This window comes from Marinifilum sp. RC60d5 (assembly GCF_052400665.1).
Taxonomy (GTDB): domain Bacteria; phylum Bacteroidota; class Bacteroidia; order Bacteroidales; family Marinifilaceae; genus JBQTGK01.
On record NZ_JBQTGK010000004.1, the window covers coordinates 284,885 to 303,619 of the forward strand.

General features: G+C 34.3%; 12 protein-coding genes. All 12 read left to right on the top strand.

Annotation, left to right across the window (positions count from 1 at the left end; all coding sequences use genetic code 11):
- The first annotated feature begins 126 nt into the window (after positions 1-126).
- The 12 genes from ACT3CE_RS11280 to ACT3CE_RS11335 all read left to right on the top strand — a co-directional run bounded on the left by ACT3CE_RS11280 (position 127) and on the right by ACT3CE_RS11335 (position 18,625).
- Positions 127-3,171, top strand: coding sequence for a SusC/RagA family TonB-linked outer membrane protein (locus tag ACT3CE_RS11280; RefSeq protein ID WP_444709882.1), 3,045 nt, complete (start codon positions 127-129; stop codon positions 3,169-3,171).
- A 19-nt stretch (positions 3,172-3,190) separates the two neighbouring features.
- The gene (locus ACT3CE_RS11285; protein ID WP_444709883.1) at positions 3,191-4,615 is read left to right on the top strand and encodes a RagB/SusD family nutrient uptake outer membrane protein; all 1,425 of its coding nucleotides are present in this window, start codon (positions 3,191-3,193) and stop codon (positions 4,613-4,615) included.
- A 29-nt stretch (positions 4,616-4,644) separates the two neighbouring features.
- Positions 4,645-5,526 carry a PKD domain-containing protein gene (locus tag ACT3CE_RS11290; RefSeq protein WP_444709884.1) on the top strand — a complete coding sequence of 294 codons (882 nt, stop codon included), beginning with the start codon at positions 4,645-4,647 and terminating at the stop codon, positions 5,524-5,526.
- A 20-nt stretch (positions 5,527-5,546) separates the two neighbouring features.
- A complete protein-coding gene (locus tag ACT3CE_RS11295; protein ID WP_444709885.1) occupies positions 5,547-6,449 on the top strand; it encodes a polysaccharide lyase family 7 protein in 903 nt (300 codons plus the stop codon).
- A gap of 200 nt (positions 6,450-6,649) precedes the next feature.
- Positions 6,650-8,911, top strand: coding sequence for a heparinase II/III family protein (locus tag ACT3CE_RS11300; protein ID WP_444709886.1), 2,262 nt, complete (start codon positions 6,650-6,652; stop codon positions 8,909-8,911).
- A 20-nt stretch (positions 8,912-8,931) separates the two neighbouring features.
- On the top strand, positions 8,932-11,184 hold the full coding sequence (locus ACT3CE_RS11305) for an alginate lyase family protein (RefSeq protein WP_444709887.1): 2,253 nt from the start codon (positions 8,932-8,934) through the stop codon (positions 11,182-11,184).
- A gap of 40 nt (positions 11,185-11,224) precedes the next feature.
- A complete protein-coding gene (locus ACT3CE_RS11310; protein WP_444709888.1) occupies positions 11,225-13,537 on the top strand; it encodes a chondroitinase-B domain-containing protein in 2,313 nt (770 codons plus the stop codon).
- Between the two features lie 76 nt (positions 13,538-13,613).
- The gene (locus ACT3CE_RS11315) at positions 13,614-13,988 is read left to right on the top strand and encodes a cupin domain-containing protein (protein ID WP_444709889.1); all 375 of its coding nucleotides are present in this window, start codon (positions 13,614-13,616) and stop codon (positions 13,986-13,988) included.
- A 35-nt stretch (positions 13,989-14,023) separates the two neighbouring features.
- Entirely contained in the window at positions 14,024-15,487 is a 1,464-nt protein-coding gene (locus tag ACT3CE_RS11320; protein ID WP_444709890.1) for an MFS transporter, read from the top strand.
- Between the two features lie 43 nt (positions 15,488-15,530).
- Positions 15,531-16,292, top strand: coding sequence for an SDR family NAD(P)-dependent oxidoreductase (locus tag ACT3CE_RS11325; RefSeq protein WP_444709891.1), 762 nt, complete (start codon positions 15,531-15,533; stop codon positions 16,290-16,292).
- 194 nt (positions 16,293-16,486) lie between these two features.
- Positions 16,487-17,248 (top strand): SDR family NAD(P)-dependent oxidoreductase, encoded by a 762-nt coding sequence (locus ACT3CE_RS11330; protein ID WP_444709892.1) that lies wholly within the window; start codon positions 16,487-16,489, stop codon positions 17,246-17,248.
- A 669-nt stretch (positions 17,249-17,917) separates the two neighbouring features.
- Positions 17,918-18,625 carry a FadR/GntR family transcriptional regulator gene (locus ACT3CE_RS11335; protein WP_444709893.1) on the top strand — a complete coding sequence of 236 codons (708 nt, stop codon included), beginning with the start codon at positions 17,918-17,920 and terminating at the stop codon, positions 18,623-18,625.
- The last annotated feature ends 110 nt before the right edge of the window (positions 18,626-18,735 follow it).

The window sequence follows — 18,735 nt, forward strand, 5'->3', positions numbered from 1 at the left end:
CAGTTTTAATAATTGCGTATACTTTTTGTGTTAAGGACTGTCAAGATGGGCCCTAGACCTTATTTAGCACTTTATAAGTATTGTGTGAAATTTTTTAATCTAACCAATTTTACTAAAACAAGTGAAATGAAAAGAAAAATCCTAATGCTAATGGTTTTATTGACAGGATTCTCATCCTATTTGTTTGCTCAGCAAACGATTACGGGGAATGTTGTTGATAAGGAAGACAATTCGCCTTTAATAGGTGTAAGTGTATATGAAAAGGGTACTACTAATGGTACTGTTACCGATTTTGATGGTAACTATACTTTAAGTGTATCCGGATCTGAAAGTATATTGGTATACTCGTTTGTAGGATATCAAACGATTGAGAAACTTGCAGGTGCCTTAACTACTATAGATATAGTAATGGGTGCTGATACTGAAAGTTTAGAAGAAGTTGTTGTGGTTGGATATGGTACTCAAAAAAAATCACATCTTACTGGAGCTATTTCTAAAGTTGTGAATGAAAACATGGAACAAGTAGCAGTAGCTCGTGTCGATGACGCTTTAGTTGGTAAAATATCAGGTGTTAATATTCAAGCGACTGATGGAGGAGCAGGTACTGCCCCAACTATTCGAATTAGAGGAACGGGATCTATTAGTGGTAGTTCTAGTCCATTAATTGTTGTTGATGGTATTGTTGTTGATTCAGATTATTTGGGTAACCTGGATATGAATGATGTAGCTTCATTTGAGGTTTTAAAAGATGCTGCCTCGGCTGCAATTTATGGTTCTAGAGGTGCGAATGGTGTAATCATGATTACATCAAAACAAGGTAAAGCAGGAAAAACAAAATTTAACTATAATTCTTATTTTGGGTTTAAAGAAGCTCATAAGAGTGATGCTTATGACTTTTCTATAGCTGAAACCGCTGCTGCCGAAAAGGCCGCTTTGGGTGCAATTTCGGATAAAACACGCTATAAGCAAATGATAGGTGTTGATAGATCTTGGCAAGATGTTATTTTTGATGGTGGTACAATCCAAAATCACTCACTTAGTGCAAGAGGAGGAAACGAGAATACGAAATTTAGTACTGCTTTAAATTATTCACATGATGAAGGTGTTCTTCTAACAGATGATTATAAAAAATATAGTCTGAAATTAAAATTAGATACGAAAATTTCAGATAAATTCTCAATGGGTGTAAATTTATCTCCTTCTTATTCAAACAGAAGAAGATTTGATGGCTCAACACATGATATTTTACGTCAAACTGTTTGGTTGCCAGTATATCATGACGAGAATACAATTCAGTATGTTGATAGAAACACATATCCTGATGTGCAGGTAGGTGATTATGCTTTTCAGCGTCATTTTGATAATTATATATTGGATGGTAACGAAGTAGATATTAGTAATACTTCAAATGCCAACCCTGCTGCTAAAGTTTTAGAAAGAGATTATACTTATAAGAAGTTTAAAATGTATGGTAGTGTTTATGCCAAGTATAAAATAATTAAGGGATTAAACTTTAAGACTACAATTGGTGGTTCTTTCCAGAATACAGATGTTAGAAGATGGCAGGGACCTTTAGCACATAGAAATGGTGCCGATAATACTCAGCTGTATGAATCCAATCAAAACAGTATTCATTTAGTTAATGATAACTTCTTTAACTACAGTAAAAGAATGGGTGATCACGACATTAGCGCTATTTTAGGTGTGTCGGTTGAAACTTGGGAGACTGAATTTTCTAAGATGTCAGGAACAGATTATGATTTTGATTATATTCAAAACATGAGTGCAGCAGGTACAATTAGTTCTGCAGAATCAGGAAAATATGAAGAACGTTTATTATCCTTCACAAGTAGGGTAAATTATGCTTACAAAGACAAATATTTGGCATCAGCTAGTTTCAGACGTGACGGTAGTTCTCGATTTGGTGCGGATACTAAATATGGTAATTTTACTGCATTCTCATTGGGTTGGAGACTTACAGAAGAAGATTTCTTAGAAGACAATGGAGTTATAGATAACTTAAAACTTCGATTTAGTTATGGTGTTACTGGTAATAATGCAATTGATGCAAGTACTGTTTATGAAGAGACATACCCTTATTTAGCGTTATTGGAAACTTCAACCGCTATTGTAAATGGTGCAGCGGCTACAGGTTTTAATGCATTGAATATCTCAAATCCTGATTTGGGATGGGAAAAATCAGTAGAATTTAATCCTGGTGTTGATTTTATGTTATTTAATGGTTTACTTTCTGGTTCATTCGATTATTATAAGAGAACCAGTGATAATTTAATTCTGGAGAATCCTGTTTCATCAACTACTGGTTTTAATGCGGCTCTTATTAATAGAGGTGAGGTCGAAAATAGTGGTATTGAAATTGAGTTAAGATCTAGAGTTAATATTACAGAGGACTTTACTTGGACAGGTACCTTACTGGCATCTAAGAATAAAAATAAGTTAAACGATTTTGCAGAATCTAATGGTCAAATTCAAAGTGTTGATTCTAAGAGAGCTGCTGAATGGATTAATCAGGAAGGTTTGCCAATTTCATCATTCTATGGTTGGGTAGTTGATAAAGATATTCCATTAGAATATATAAATAATCCATACCATCCTGTAGGAGGGGAAGCTCAAGATGTTTATGTGAAAGATTTAAATGGTGATGGTATTATCGATGACGAAGATAAAGCGGTTTTGGGTAACCCTTACCCAGAATTGATTTGGAGTTTCTCGAATGATTTTAAATATAAAAACTTCGATTTTAGTTTTATGTTCCAGGGATCTCACGGTGCTGAGGTAAGAAATATGGGAGATCAATATATTTTTAATCAATTTAATAGTAGTCAGGATTTTGATCCTGCAACAACTCCTAATCAACAGTTTATTAAGCAAAAGATCTTTACAGATGATATTGTTCAGGATGCATCTTATATCGCATTAAGAAATATCAATATCGGATATTCATTCGGAAAAGAATTATTAGGTAAAACTTTTATAGAGAAAGCCAGAGTATATGTGTCTGCTCAAAACTTGTTTTATTTAACAGCAGATGATTATACAGGTTTTAATCCTGAGTCTGTAGATTCTACTTCTCCAACGACTTACGGTTACCAGAGAGCTGGGTCTCCAATTTATAGAACAATAAGTGTAGGTTTTAACCTAGATTTTTAATCTAAAAAACAAGATAGACATGATTAAATATATAAGTAAAATAGCAGTGCTTCTAATACTAATCGTATTTACTGCTTGTGAAGACTCATTTTTGAGTCCAGAGCCTACAGGTGTGATATCTTCCGATGACTTCTTTAATGATGATACAGAATTAGAAGCTGGTCTCATAAATATGTATGATGGTATTCAGGGAGTCAACTCTACTAGTACGTCCGATAATCACGGTATAATGTACGAGTATTTCCTAACTGAGATGAGAAGTGATAACACTAAAACTAAGAGTAGTGAAGGTGAAGATGCACAGTTCGAAAGTTTTACTGTAGAAGCTACCAATGGTAGAGTTTCAAATTACTATGATAGTTTTTATAACATCATTTATAGAGCAAATCTAGTTCTAGAAAACCTGGGAGTAGCTTCAGAAGAAGCTAAAGGTGCTTTTGAAGGTGAAGCAAAGTTTGTTAGGGCTTATGCGTATTTCAATTTAGTACGATTGTTTGGCGATGTTCCTTTGGTTGAAAAAGTGATTGTTCCAGATGATTCAGAAACAGCGTATACACGAGTAGCTACTGCAACAATTTATGACTTAATTGAATCAGATTTACAAACTGCAATTGCTAATCTTGATAATACCTATAAAGGAAGAGCTTCAAAAGCTGCAGCTCAGGCATTATTAGCTAAAGTATATTTAACTCAAGGTGAAAATTACGACTTGGCACAAAGCTTATGTGAGGATGTAATGGGTAGTGGATTTGCTTTGGAAGCTAATTTTAAAGATGTATTCTATAATGAACTAAATAACGAAATTATTTTTGCTATTGAATACATTGGAGATGTTGTAGATGATAGCCAGAACTTCTCTGCTGAATGGCTAAATGCTGTTGGTAGAACTAGTGGGGTTAACTATGTTACTGATGATGCTCGTGAGGCCTTAGATGCAATGGGAGGAAACAGAACCATGTATTCTTATCGTCAAGATGTATTGCAACCTACAAAATATCAGGCCGTTAAATATCTTCCAAATGGAGATGAAAGCTTAGGGATAAATTCTACTTCTAGTGATCCTCAGAAAGCGGGTAACGATTGGATTATATTACGTTATGCAGATGTATTGTTAATGCATGTCGAAGCGATTATGGCTGGAGCTAATGAAACATCAAGTTCAACAGCTATCAGTTCTTTTAAACAAGTGAGAGATAGAGCTGGAATTACAGATGTTATAACTTCAATTACAAAAGAAGATCTATTGAACGAACGTAGAGTTGAATTAGCATTCGAAAACCACAGATTTTTTGATTTAGTTCGTTTTGGAAAGGCTCAAGAGGTGTTATCTGCGTTTTCTACAGCAACAGGTGGAAGTTTCTCAGCAACTGATTTATTGTTACCAATACCTCAGAGAGAAATTAACTTAAGTAATGGATTGCTAACGCAGAATCCTGGTTACTAGGAATTGTTTAATGATTAATTTGATTTAAAATGAAAAATAAGATATTGAATTTAAACCTAAATCAGAGCTCTGTTTGGAAGTTGATGATCTTAGTATTAGCACTTTCCTTTACAGCTTGTGATTTTGAATACGATTTGCCAGAAGCAAATTCTAAGGCAGATGAAACGGCACCAACTGCATATTTTACGTATGCTCAAGGTCAGGGTACTGCTGAGGAGTGGAAAGATTATACATTCTCAAATCTATCTAATAGTGCTACTGATTACGTATGGGATTTTGGAGATGGTAATACATCAACAGATAAAGATGGTAAAAATACCTATCCTGGAGAAGGAACCTATACAGTAACCTTAACTTCTTCTGATAAATTGGGAGTAACAAGTACTTATTCTGAAACAATTGAGGTTGTTGAGCCAGAAGCTCCATCTGCAATAGAATTAGTTATATTGAATCCTAGTTTTGATGAGCCAGGTGATGATGGGAAATATACCTCTCCTTGGGTTGATGGTAATATGGGTAAAACCATACAAATTTCTACGAGCACAAGTTTTGTAGGAGGTAAATCATCTAAATTTCCAACTGCTGTTACAGATCCTAGAATTGCGTATCAATCGGGTATTGCTGTTACGCCAAATACAGATTATACAATTACTTATTATTATTCAATTGAAACAGGTGATCCTTCAACTAATACTGTTGCTGTTTTAGCCGGCACTGTTACTTCTCCTGATGATGTTGCTGCTGCAACTCTTACATCTTTTACAGGTGATGTTCAAGGAGGTAAAAGTGATTTTCAAAAAGTAACTTTAGCTTTTAATACCGGAGTTAACACATCTATTTCTATTCATATTTCAAATACTGGAACTAAAACTTCTTATGTTGAGGAGTTTACTTCTGCTATTGTTGAATAAATAAGTATAATTAAGAGAATATGCTTAAGTCATTTAAAAATATAATTTTACTGGTGATCAGTTTGTCTGTTTCAATGACAAGTATTAGTTGTCAGAGCTCATCTGATGATGCAGTAGAGGATTCACCAGAAATCATTACTCCTGAAGAACAGGAAGATGATTATAAATTACCAAATATTGATTTAAGTAACTGGAAAGTAACACTTCCGATTGGAAATCCAACGGAAGTGTTACCTCCCGAAATATTGGATTATGCAACAAATGAAACATTAAAACCTTTCATGTATAACGACTCTATCGAAGGAACCTTAGTGTTTTATACCTATCCTGGAGCAACAACTAACAATACTTCTTATTCAAGAACTGAATTGAGAGAGTTGATGAATCCGGAAGATAAAGGGGATACGAATTGGACATTTGCTCAGGGTGGATATATGAAAGGAACATTGGCTATGTCCGATATTTCTAAAGATGACGATGGTGACTATCATCGAGCTATCATTATGCAAATCCATGGTAGGTTAACAGATGAGCAGAGAGATTTAATAGGAGAAGATGATAACAATGCTCCTCCAATACTAAAGATATATTGGACCGATGGAGCTGTTAGAGTAAAAACAAAAGTCCTAAAAGATCTAAATGCTTCCTACGAAGAGTTACTTGAAACAGATGCATGGGGAGATGATGATGGATATACTTTTTCTGAATCTGTTGGTTTTGGAAAATTCACATTAGAAGTGAAAGTATCAGATGGTAGAATGGAAGTGATTTTGAATGATAAAGAGTCGGTAGTTTATGATGATATCCATATTGAAAAATGGGGAGTGTTTGAAAACTATTTTAAGGCTGGGAATTATTTAGTTTCAAAAGATTCTGATGCGTTTTCAAAAGTACAATACTATGAATTAGAAGTAAGTCATTAATAAATAAGGGTTTTTTTATCTCGAGCCAAATAAAATACAGAGAGATTAGTAGGAGCAGGGGTAAGTTAATCCAAAATATAGAATAATAGATTAGTAGTTTTTATTAAGTACACTGTGTGAAGGAGTTTCCAATTGGGTTTTGTGGACTCCAACACAACAGTTAGAGATTACTTAAGAATCAAATTTTACAAAAGAATCAGATGCTAAAATCACTTTGTTTTTTCTTCGTGTTGCTTTCGTTTACACTTTCTGCTCAAAAGCAAATAGTTCCTTTCGATCATGTTTTAACAAATAATGAATTGGTGGAATTGTTGGATGTTGATGCTGATAGTGGATTGAAAAAGATACAAGCTGCATACCACGCAGGGAAAGAAGAAAAAGCATTACGAATGCTAACGGAATATTTTAAGAACAAATTATCGGATCGTTACTTTTTTAGTTGGAAAGATTTTGGTCAGAGATTTGAGATGTACAATAAAATGTACTCGGGTAGAAAAGAGTATCATAAATATAAAGCAAAGCAACATCTTGACTTGTATTCTGCATGGACAAATTGGAAAATACCTTTTACCAATTTAAAAGGGGAAGAGGTTAGCTCATATCCATACAGACATTTAACCAGACAGCACAAAGCTGGAGATATTGCTCTGCTTTTTTATTTTACAGAAGATACTGATTACCTGCATTACATTCCAAAACAAGCTGAATCCTTAAACGAAGCTTTTAACAAAGGAGAGGTAGAAACAATTGCGGATGGAAACGGTGCTTACGAAGCATACAGAGCAGGAAACAGAATGTACAATTGGTTATTTGTTCACCAATGTTTATTGGCTTCAGATCAATATACATGGCAAGAACAATTGGTCATGATTAAAACATTTTTGCACACCGGAGCAAAATTATATCATCACAACCCAAAATACAATGAGGGGAACCATCAAACAAGAGGCATGAGTGCTTTGGGTATGTTGGGAATTTTATTCAAAGAAATTAAAGGTGCAGATCAGTGGTGGACCCGAGCTACTAACCGATTGGAAGAACATCTTGAAAAAGAAGTTTATAAAGATGGTTTTCAATTTGAAAGATCTGTTCACTATCATGTTGATGATATCGATAATTACTTTTATCCATATCAGTTAGCAAAAATGAATGGCGTAAGCCTAAACCCAATCTGGGATCAAAGATTAAAAGGCATGTTTGATGCAATGTTACAATTAGCAATGCCGAACAAGAATTTGCCTGTACTACAGGATGATACAAATGATCCATGGGCGGAAGTTAATAAAGTTGAAGATATTATGGCTTTAGGGTCAGCCTTGTTTGGAGATAAAAAAATAAAATATTTTGCAGGTAAAAAACTACCATCAAAGTATTATTGGTTGTTAAGTACGGAACAAGTAGAAAAGTACAAAGCTGCGAAAGCAAGCAAGCCAAAGATGAGTAGTACAGATTTGCCACATACAGGTTATTACGTGATGCGTAATGGCTGGAAAGAAGAGAATCAGTATATGGTAATAAGTGCAGGATTAACAGAAGAAAAACCAGATCATCAACATGGGGATATGTTGGGAATACAAGCCTTTGCTTATGGGAATATGGTTTTGCCAAATTATCAGGTAAGGTATTATTTGAATGATTTAGAAGAATTTAAAAATTCATGGACGAAAAATGTTGGTTTAGTTGATTCGGTTCTTCATGGTAGAGAATGGAAAGGCAATAAAGGTGGTAGTGGATTTGGAAAATGGGGAAAATTACCAACTCCTAAGCTTATCAATTGGACAACAACAGATGAAATCGATATTTTCATAGGTTCACACGATGGTTACAAAGACTTAAATGTAGATACCTACAGACAGGTGTTTTTTATTAAAGATGGTTTCTGGATTGTTAGAGATCATTACAAGTCTAAGGACGAGAAGCATACTTATCAGCAAGTTTGGCAAGGACATTACGATGCTGAAAATGATATTCATGTGAGGTCGGTGTTTCCAAATGGTGCTGGTTTGGAAATTATACAGTTGGGGAACCGACCTGATTTTATAAGAAGAAAATCCTCAAGGGGTAAAGGAAGAACCATTTTTGAAGTGGAAAATGCAAAGAATACAACCTTTACCAGTTTATTGTATCCATTTAAGGATTTTGAGAACAGAATACATGCAAGCTCACAATATGAGGATTTGAAATTGGCAGGCTGGAATATGATCAGTAAGGAAGACAATCAGGTAATAGAGTCTAACTCTTCTATGGGCGTAAGTAAAAAAGGAATAACATTACTATTTGATTGTTCTCAATTAAAAATAAAGAATGCGGAAATTTTAATGAGTAATTCATCAGATTTATTGATTAAGAAAAAAGGTGAAGAATGGGAGATTGCTAATTGTGGGATTTTAGAATTAAAACTAACACTTGGTGGTCACGTTGTAGACTTGAAACCTGGTAAATCTGTTCAAATAGAATTATAAGAAAAAAAATATACTAGACTATGAGTAAATTGAAAATATATATTCTATTAGTAGTGTTTGTTGCGACAAGCAGTTGTGCTATTTCTCAATCTCACCCTAAGTTGATTTTGACAAAAAAAGGTGTTAACGAAATAAGAGCACAATTGGATAAATTGCCTATGTTAAAATCATCATTTCAACAAGCGGTCGACTTGGTAGATGCTGAAATAAAAAATGGAATAGAGGTTCCTGTGCCTAAAGATATGGCTGGTGGTTATACTCATAATCGTCATAAAAAAAACTATTTGGTGATGCAAAAGGCTGGGGTTTTGTTTCAAATTACCCAGAATGAAGAATATGCGATTTATGTTCGCGATATGCTAATGGAATATGCTAAGATGTATCCAACATTGGGTTTACATCCTGCAAATAGATCCTATGCACCAGGAAAAATCTTTTGGCAAAACTTGAATGATGCTAATTGGTTGGTTTATACTAGTCAGGCTTACGATTGTGTTTACGATTGGTTGTCTGCTAATGAGAGAAGAAAATTAGAGAAGGATCTTTTCCGTCCCTTTGCTGATCATTTGTCGGTTGATTCACCTCAATTCTATAATCGAGTGCATAATCATAGCACCTGGGGAAATGCCGCAGTTGGAATGATTGGTTTTGTGATGAATGATAAAGAACTCATTGATCGTGCTTTTTATGGTTTAAAATCTGATAATATAAAAGCTGACCAGAAAGATAATGATGGTGGATTAATTAAGATGCAAAATAACGGTAAGGCAGGTTTCTTTGCCCAATTGGATTTTTTGTTTTCACCTGATGGATATTATACCGAAGGACCATACTATCAGCGTTACGCAATGTATCCTTTCGTAATGTTTGCAGAGGCTATAGAGAATTGTAAGCCAGAAGTGAAAATTTTTGAATACCGTGATGGTCTGTTAGTGAAAGCGATTCAGACTTTATTGAATCTTACAGATGTAAATGGCCTGTTTTTTCCGATTAATGATGCATTAAAAGGAATGTCTTATTTATCAAGAGAATTGGTGTCATCGGTAGACATTATCTATTATTTTGGGGGGGAGGATGCCGGATTATTGTCGGTGGCAGAGCAACAAGGTCAGGTAATGCTTGATGATAGTGGATTAGCTGTTGCTAAAGCAATTCAAAGCGGGAAACAAAAAGCTTATCAAAAAAAATCGGCTAATTATAAAGATGGTGCTGATGGTGAGCAAGGTGCTTTAGGTATTTTACGAGCTGGAGAGGGTGTCAATGAACTTTGCCTTGTTATGAAAAATACATCTCAAGGAATGGGACATGGTCATTTCGATAAATTATCTTTTTCTCTTTACGATGATAAAGGGGAGGTTCTACCTGATTATGGTGCAGCTCGATATGTAAATATTGAACAGAAATTTGGAGGAGGATATCTTCACGAAAATAAAACATGGGCAAAACAAACAGTTGCTCATAATACAGTGGTTGTAAATGGTATTTCTCATTTTGGAGGGAAAACAGATGTTGGTAATCAATTTCATTCAGAACCATACTTTTTTGATGCAGATCAGGAGAATTTCCAAATCATCAGTGCTAAAGAAAATAATGCATATCAAGGTGTGAAAATGCACAGAACCTTAGCTCTGATTTCTGATTCGAGATTTGAAAAGCCAGTCTTGTTAGATGTTTTTTGTGTGAATTCAGATTCAACGCAACAATATGAATTACCATATCATTTTAAAGGTCAGTTGCTTTCTACCAACTATGAATATAAGCGTCCTGAAATATCTAAAAAAATGGGAGAATCTAACGGATATCAACATTTGAGATTAGAAGCAGAAGGACAGGCAAAGAATGATAACGCAAAAATAAGCTGGCTTGCAAACAATCGATTTTATTCTATAACAAGCTATGTGAGCCCTGATGATAATTTGCAATTAGTTCGTATAGGAGCTAATGATCCTAATTTTAATCTTCGACAAGAGCCAGCCTTTATTATTAAAAAGAAGCCTCAGAAAAATGCAGCTTTTGTATCTGTAGTTGAAGTTCATGGAAAATACGATAGAGTAACAGAATTTGCAGATAATGCTTTTAGTAGCATTTCAAAAGTGGAGCTTCTGTTTAACACAGATAAGTATACAGCAGTTTCGTTTCAAGATAAAAAAGATAATAAATGGACTTTGATTCTAGCGAATATGGATTCAGATAAGGATTCAAAACATCAGCTCGAAATAAGTGGAATGAACTATAAGTGGACGGGAGCGTTTCATTTTGTTCGAGCTAAATAGGAAAGACAGAAAAGAAATTTAAATATATAAAAGGAAAAAAATGAAATTGTTTAAAACTCTCACAGTAATACTATTTACTTGTCTTATTTTAACATCTTGTGAAAATAAGACGGAAAAGCTTGTGAAAAATATGGCTGAGTTGAAGTCGGCTATTGATAATGCTCAAGCAGGAGATATTATTGTAATGTCGAATGGTATCTGGAAAGATGCTAATATTGATTTTAAGGCTATCGGTTCAGCTGATAAGCCTATTGTTTTAAAAGCAGAAACTCCTGGGCAAGTTTTTATTGAAGGACAATCATTTTTAAAAATTGCGGGTCATTTTCTTGAGGTTCACGATTTATACTTCCGAAATGGTTATACACCTATTAATGCTGTTATTCAGTTTAAAAGTGACAAAAAGAATGCAGCCTACGATTGTAAGGTAGTTGGTTGTGTTATTGAGAATTTTACGCAATTGGACAGAACCAAAAAAGATCATTGGGTTGAATTTTGGGGTCAACGCAACCAGTTATTGTCATGTTATATTGCTGGAAAATCTAATAATGGACCAACGGTTAGAGGTCAATTAAAAGGAAATCAACATGCGAATGGTCATCATTTAATAGCTAATAATTATTTCGGTCCACGTCCTCGAAGAGGGGGGCCAAGAGGTGAAACTATGCAATTAGGAGATAGCTATACATCTATGGTTCCTGCATTTTTTGAAGTGCGAGATAATTTTTTAGATCATTGTAATGGTGAGGTAGAGGTTATTTCCAGTAAATCGAATTACAATAAATTTAGTAATAATGTATTTTATAAGTGTGAAGGATCATTAGTGTTAAGACATGGTAATTATGCCACTATTGATTCCAACTGGTTTATTGGCGATGATGATTCAGATAATATTGGAGGTGTAAGGGTTATTAATACTGGTCATTGGATTACAAACAATTATTTCTACAACCTAAAAGGGAACGAGTTTCGAAGTGCTATTGCAGTAATGAATGGAATTCCAAAGTCACCATTAAACCGATATAATCAGGTTACTGATGTAGTAATTGCTCACAATAGTTGGGTTGACTGCATTAGTCCTCTGCAGTTTAGTGTAGGTTCTAATGTAAATAAGAGTGATGTTTTACCAAAGTCTGAGATTCGATCGGCACTTCCTATTCGCACAGCAGTAGCCAATAATCTTATTTATAACAGCGAAACTGTAAGTGCACCTATTGTAAAGTATTATGACACTCCAGGAGATATTGATTTTGAGTGTAATTATGTGAGTGGAGTTAATGGAGTTGAGAACTTTGTGGGGTTTGAGAATTCAGAAATGACTGTTGTTAATGGTCAATCGGCGGTTCCTTTTGTTGAGCTTGCGGATCCGAATGCTAAGTTGTTTGATGGATTTGATTTTGTTACGATAAAGAACGATATATTTTCGAATCATCGTGATGTAAATCATGCTGGAGCAATTTGTGCAGTTAAGAATACAAAATTCAATGTTCTAAATGTAGATAAATATGGACCATCTTGGTTTAAAGTTTCGAAGAAAAATGCAAATGCAAAACGTGTTTCCATAAAATCGCATGATGAATTATATGCATCGCTTGAAAATGCAAATAATGGTGATACAATTGTTGTTGATGCAGATGTATTAAACTTGGATAAAACCATTAAAATTGAAAAAAGTATAATTCTTACTTCAACTAATAAAGATAAAAAAGCAAGATTAAAGTTTACGTCTGCAGATTATAGTACAGCTTTCGAATTAGGAGCTGGTGTGGATATCAATTTACAACATTTAATTGTGGAAGGTTCAAAAAATACAAATTGTTTTGAACCAAATAAGGATGATATGTCAATTGCGGCAAACGTATTTGTTGATGACTGCACTTTAAGTGATTTTCATTCAATCTATAGATCTAAAAAAGGTTCGTTCGCAGATACATTGAAAGTGGTTAATTCAGTAATGAAAAATTTGGTTAATGGCTTTGTTTTAGATTCTGAAACGGATGATAAAGGAGACTACAATGCAGAATTTTTACTACTTGAGAATAATCAGATCTGTGATGTTGAAAAAGTATTTGTTGACTATCACAGAGGTGGATACGATGAATCTACAATTGGTGGAAATTTTGTGTTCAATAATAATACAGTTGAGCGAGCAGGTAAAGTTGGTTCTAAGGAAGTTTTACTGAAAACGCATGGTATTGTTAATGTAGAACTTCTGAATAACAAGTTTAGTTCTATTAAATCGGGATTCGTTGCTAGGTTGTGGGGCGAGAAAAATAATCTAGAAAGTGGAAATACAGTTAAAGGAAAGTCAAAAATCGTAACCGATGAATTTGTGACTCAAAAATTACTGTATTAACACTTGAATTAATAATAAAATTGGGATAGAGGATTAACCTCTAAAAATTGAAATATTTACTAAAAAATAGCTAATCATGGGAAATCAAAGTGAAAGACCAAAATTTTATACTTCTAAAGAAATGAAATGGGAAGATCTTGGAGGTGGAGTTCAACGTCAGTTTTTAGGCTACGATAATCAGATTATGATGGTGAAAGTGAAGTTTGAAAAAGGTGCAGTCGGATCTACACATGATCATTTTCATACACAGTCTACGTATTGTGCTGAAGGCAAATTTGAGTTTACAATTGGCGACGATGTTAAGATAGTTGAAGCCGGTGATGGTGTTTATATCAAACCAAATTTACCTCATGGTGCCGTTTGTCTGGAAGCAGGTATTTTAATTGATGTTTTTAGTCCAGTTCGTGAGGACTTTTTGGATGGAAGTGCTGTTTCGTATTTTGGAAAGTAAGCTAAAATCTTAACTAATAATTAAATAAATTTCTTATGAAAGTAAAAGGGTTAAGATGGTGGATTATCGGTTTGATAATGCTTATCACAATAATTAATTATTTAGATAGAGGAACCTTAAATTATATGTGGGTTGCTAATATCGAATATGATCTTGTTGACCAAATTGATAGTGAACAAAGACAGAATCAGGCTCAATTTAATGAGCAAGATAACACTTATCTTTTGGTAACAAAAAGAGGTGAAAAAATTGTTCAAAGAGCTGATTATGTCAACTTTAAAAAGAACGGTCAGGTTGTAGTGAACCGTCAAGGTATGGCTTATGAACTTGGCATTGTTGAAGAAGGGGCAACACCTGAAGAGGCATCAAAACAGGCTAAAAATCAGCTAGGTATAATAACTATCTTTTTTATGATAGCTTATGGGCTTAGCCAAATGTTTTCAGGTAAATTATATGATAAAATTGGAACACGTCGAGGTTTTGTCGTTTCTGTCTTATTATGGGGATTTGCAGATGCTCTTACATCATTATCTCAAGGTAAAGTAACCTTAACGGGATTTAGAATGATGCTTGGTTTGGGTGAGGCTGGACCTTGGCCAGGAGCTACAAAGAGTAATGCAGAATGGTTTCCTCAAAAAGAACGGGCATTTGCACAAGGACTTTTTGGCGCCGCCGCATCTATAGGTTCTATTCTAGCTCCAATTATTATTCTAATGCTTTATATATCTATTGGTTGGAAAATGACTTTTGTGGTAGTTGGTGGTATGGGGTTACTTTGGTTAATTCCTTGGTTAATCATTAACAAAAAAGGGCCTAAAGAACATCCATGGATTTCCGAAGAAGAAAGAGAATATATTTTGAGTGGTCAGCCAGAGGCGAAAGTTACAAATGAAGTAGGTAAAACTTTGGGACAGTTATTGTCTAATAAGAAAAACTACTCTGTTATTTTAGGTCGTTTCTTCCTTGATCCCATTTGGTGGATGTTTGTTACTTTCTTACCGATGTATCTGGTTGAACAATTTGGTTTGAATATTAAGGAGTTAGCCTTTTCTGCTTGGATACCTTATGTAGGAGCAATGATTGGATCCGTTGCAGGTGGTTGGTATTCTGGATATTTAATACGTAAAGGCGCAACTGTGAATAGAGCAAGAAAAACAGCTATGTTACTAGGTGGTGGAATTATTGTACCAGCAGTAATTGCTTCTGTATTAGTTCCCAATGCAGTACTAGCTGTTATTTTAATGGCATTTGTATTGGGTGGATTTCAGTTTATGATGACAAATATCCAAACTTTACCTAGTGATTTACATGGAGGAAAATCAGTAGGTTCATTAGCTGGATTAGGTGGTGCATCTGCCGTATTAGGAGTCATATTAGCAATTCTTTTTGCTGGTTACATTACAAGTTGGCCACTATTATTCGGATTGCTCGGAGCCTTAGTTCCATTGTCATTGGCTTCAATTTTCTTAACTGTAGGTAAGATTGAGCAAATTAAATAAAGCTATTAATTATAAAATTAATATAACATTTAATCAAATTATTATGAAATCAGAGGGTAAAGTAGCCGTTATTACTGGAGCGACTGGAGGAATTGGTTTCCAAGTAGCCAAAAGATTAGGTAAAGATGGATATACCGTAGTTTTAAACGGTATTGAAGATGAAGCGGGTGCTGAGAGAGTGAAGGAGCTTACTGCAGAGGGTATTACTGCTGAGTATTATAGCTTTGATGTAACAAGTGATGAAGCTGTAAGTTCAAACATTAAGCAAATTGGTGAGAAGTATGGTAAAATAGATCTCCTTGTAAACAATGCGGGTGGATTAGGTGGAAGATCCAGATTTGAAGAGATGACCACCGAATTTTATCGATTCGTAATGGCTTTAAATCTTGATTCAGTCTTTTTTGCTTCAAGAGCAGCTATTCCTTTTCTTAAAAAAGGAAAAAATGCATCTATCATCAATTATACTTCAAATGCTGGATGGAATGCAGGTGGACCTGGTGCTGGTGTTTATGGAACATCAAAAGCGGGAGTTCATGCAATAACAAGAGCATTAGCAAAAGATTTGGCTGAATATGGAATTCGCGTAAATGCAGTCTCTCCGGGTACAATCGATACTCCTTTCCATGCTCAAATTAAAGCTACTAAGCCAGAGGTATTTGCATCATGGGCAAATAATATTATGCTGGGAAGAATCGGTAAGCCAGAAGAAGTAGCTTCTGTTGTATCTTTCTTAGCAAGCGATGATGCTTCTTTTATGACAGCTGAAACTGTTCAGATTGGTGGTGGTCAAGCAATAGGAATTTAAGAGGTGTAGTAATTATAAAATAGTTTTCATGTCTGGGACAACCAATAAAAAAGGATGTCTCCAGATGTGATAAATTTCTTCTTTTTTATGGAGAAAAATCAATAAAAGGTCTGCAAATTACAAAGATTAAACACAAGGTTTTTTCTTAATTATGATACAGATTCTTTATCGTTAATTATAAAAAATCAATTATTATGAAAGCAGAAGGAAAAGTAGCCGTTATTACTGGAGCAACAGGAGGAATTGGTTTCCAAGTAGCTAAAAGATTAGGTAAAGACGGATACACTGTAGTTTTAAACGGTATCGAAGATGAAGCGGGAGCTGAAAGAGTAAAAGAGCTTACTGCAGAGGGAATTACTGCAGAGTACTATGGTTTTGACGTTACGAGTGATGAGGCTGTAACGTTAAACATAAAGGCAATTGGAGAGAAGTACGGAAAAATCGATCTTCTTGTAAATAATGCAGGTGGATTAGGTGGAAGATCTAGATTTGAAGAGATGACAACTGAATTTTACAGATTTGTAATGGCTTTAAATCTTGATTCAGTATTCTTTGCTTCAAGAGCAGCTATTCCTTTTCTTAAAAAAGGAAAAAATGCATCTATCATTAATTATACTTCAAATGCAGGATGGAATGCAGGCGGACCTGGGGCTGGTGTTTATGGAACATCAAAAGCAGGTGTTCATGCAATTACCAGAGCATTGGCAAAAGATTTAGCTGAATATAATATTCGTGTAAATGCAGTATCTCCGGGTACTATTGATACCCCATTTCATGCTCAAATTAAAGCAACTAAGCCTGAAGTATTCGCTTCATGGGCAAATAATATTATGCTTGGACGAATCGGTAAACCAGAAGAAGTTGCTTCGGTTGTTTCTTTTCTTGCAAGCGATGATGCTTCTTTTATTACCGCTGAGACTATTCAAATTGGTGGAGGTCAGGCTCTGGGAATATAAGAGGTTTAATCAAAAGGTTCAGTCTTTAATGTGTTAGTGTTAGAATACTAATTGGTGATAAGAGTTTGTAGAATCATTCTATTGGTAGGTGTGTTTATATTCATGAAGACTGATTTTTTGTAAATCCTTTGCTTAGCAATTTTCGGGAAGGTATTTCCCAATCCTTCCCGGAAATTAGAGCTAATAAAATCCTTGCGTGTTTTTGCTGATTTTAAGCAAAAGCTTTATAAGTAGTTTGTTAATAGAGTAAAAATAGATTTTTTATTTAGATTGATTCTGTATTGCTAATTTTGGGAGAAAAATATTGAGACTTTTTACAATCAAATTATCTTAAATTGTTAAGAAGTTTAGAATAGTTTTTGTTTAAATAAGAATATGATAATAGAATAAATATATTGGAATTAGATTAGGTGTGGTGTGATTTAAGAGATTGTAAAAGATAGTGGTAAACCAATTTAAATTGTTTATAGTACAAGTGTTATATTAAGTTAATTTTTGTATTTCTGTTGTTGTTGATAATTATATTGTTTCTTACTCGTATTGTGTATTTTACTATGATGTATGTGTGGATGCGTTTAAATGGTTTGTAAACGTGTTTAAATGTAACTAAATTTGTCCTACCAATAGTGAATTTTATATTGGGTTATTTTTGATAAACAAAGTTATTGTATGGAATTATTAGATAATTTTAAGGCTATTGAGGTTGAATCACCAGTTGATAAAATTATTAGACAAATAAGAAGTTTAATTGTCTCAGGATATTTGAGTCCAGGAGATAAACTACCTTCAGAGAGAAAGCTTTCCGAGAAGTTAGGCGTTGGAAGAACTTATATTCGCGATGCAATAAAAAAATTAGAATTCTTCGGAGTTTTAACAACACATCCCCAAAGTGGAGTTGTTGTTAATGGTGCTGATATTTCAGCAATGGAAGGTTTGTTTTCTAATATAATGAAAATAGAACGTCCCGATTTTCAGTCTTTGGTAGAAACCAGAGTTACAATGGAAATATTTTCGGTGCGTAAAGCTGCAGAAAGAAGAACAGAAGAAGATATTGTTTTATTGGAAGATGCCTTAAATGCTTACGAAAACAAATTAGCAAAAAATCTCCCATCGGAGAATGAAGATTTTCAGTTTCATTTAAGAATTGCTGAGACTTCTCATAATGCAGTTGTAAAAACCATGATGCTGATTATTTTACCAGACATTCTTGCAATATACCGAAAAGAGAAAGTTTGTGTACACGATTTACTAGCTAAAACTGATTCTGAGCATAGAAGTATTTTAGAAGCAATTAAAGAACAAGATGCAGATAAGGCAGCCATGCTTATGGAAAATCATTTGCATGATGTTCTGGAGTTTAGTAAGAGAATTATATAAAAATTATTTAGTGCGTTAAAGCGCACTAAATTTACATCCTTAAATAGAGCTTTACACAAGCTATTTTACACCTTCATTCATCAGATCAAAATTTTGATCTCCCATTTATT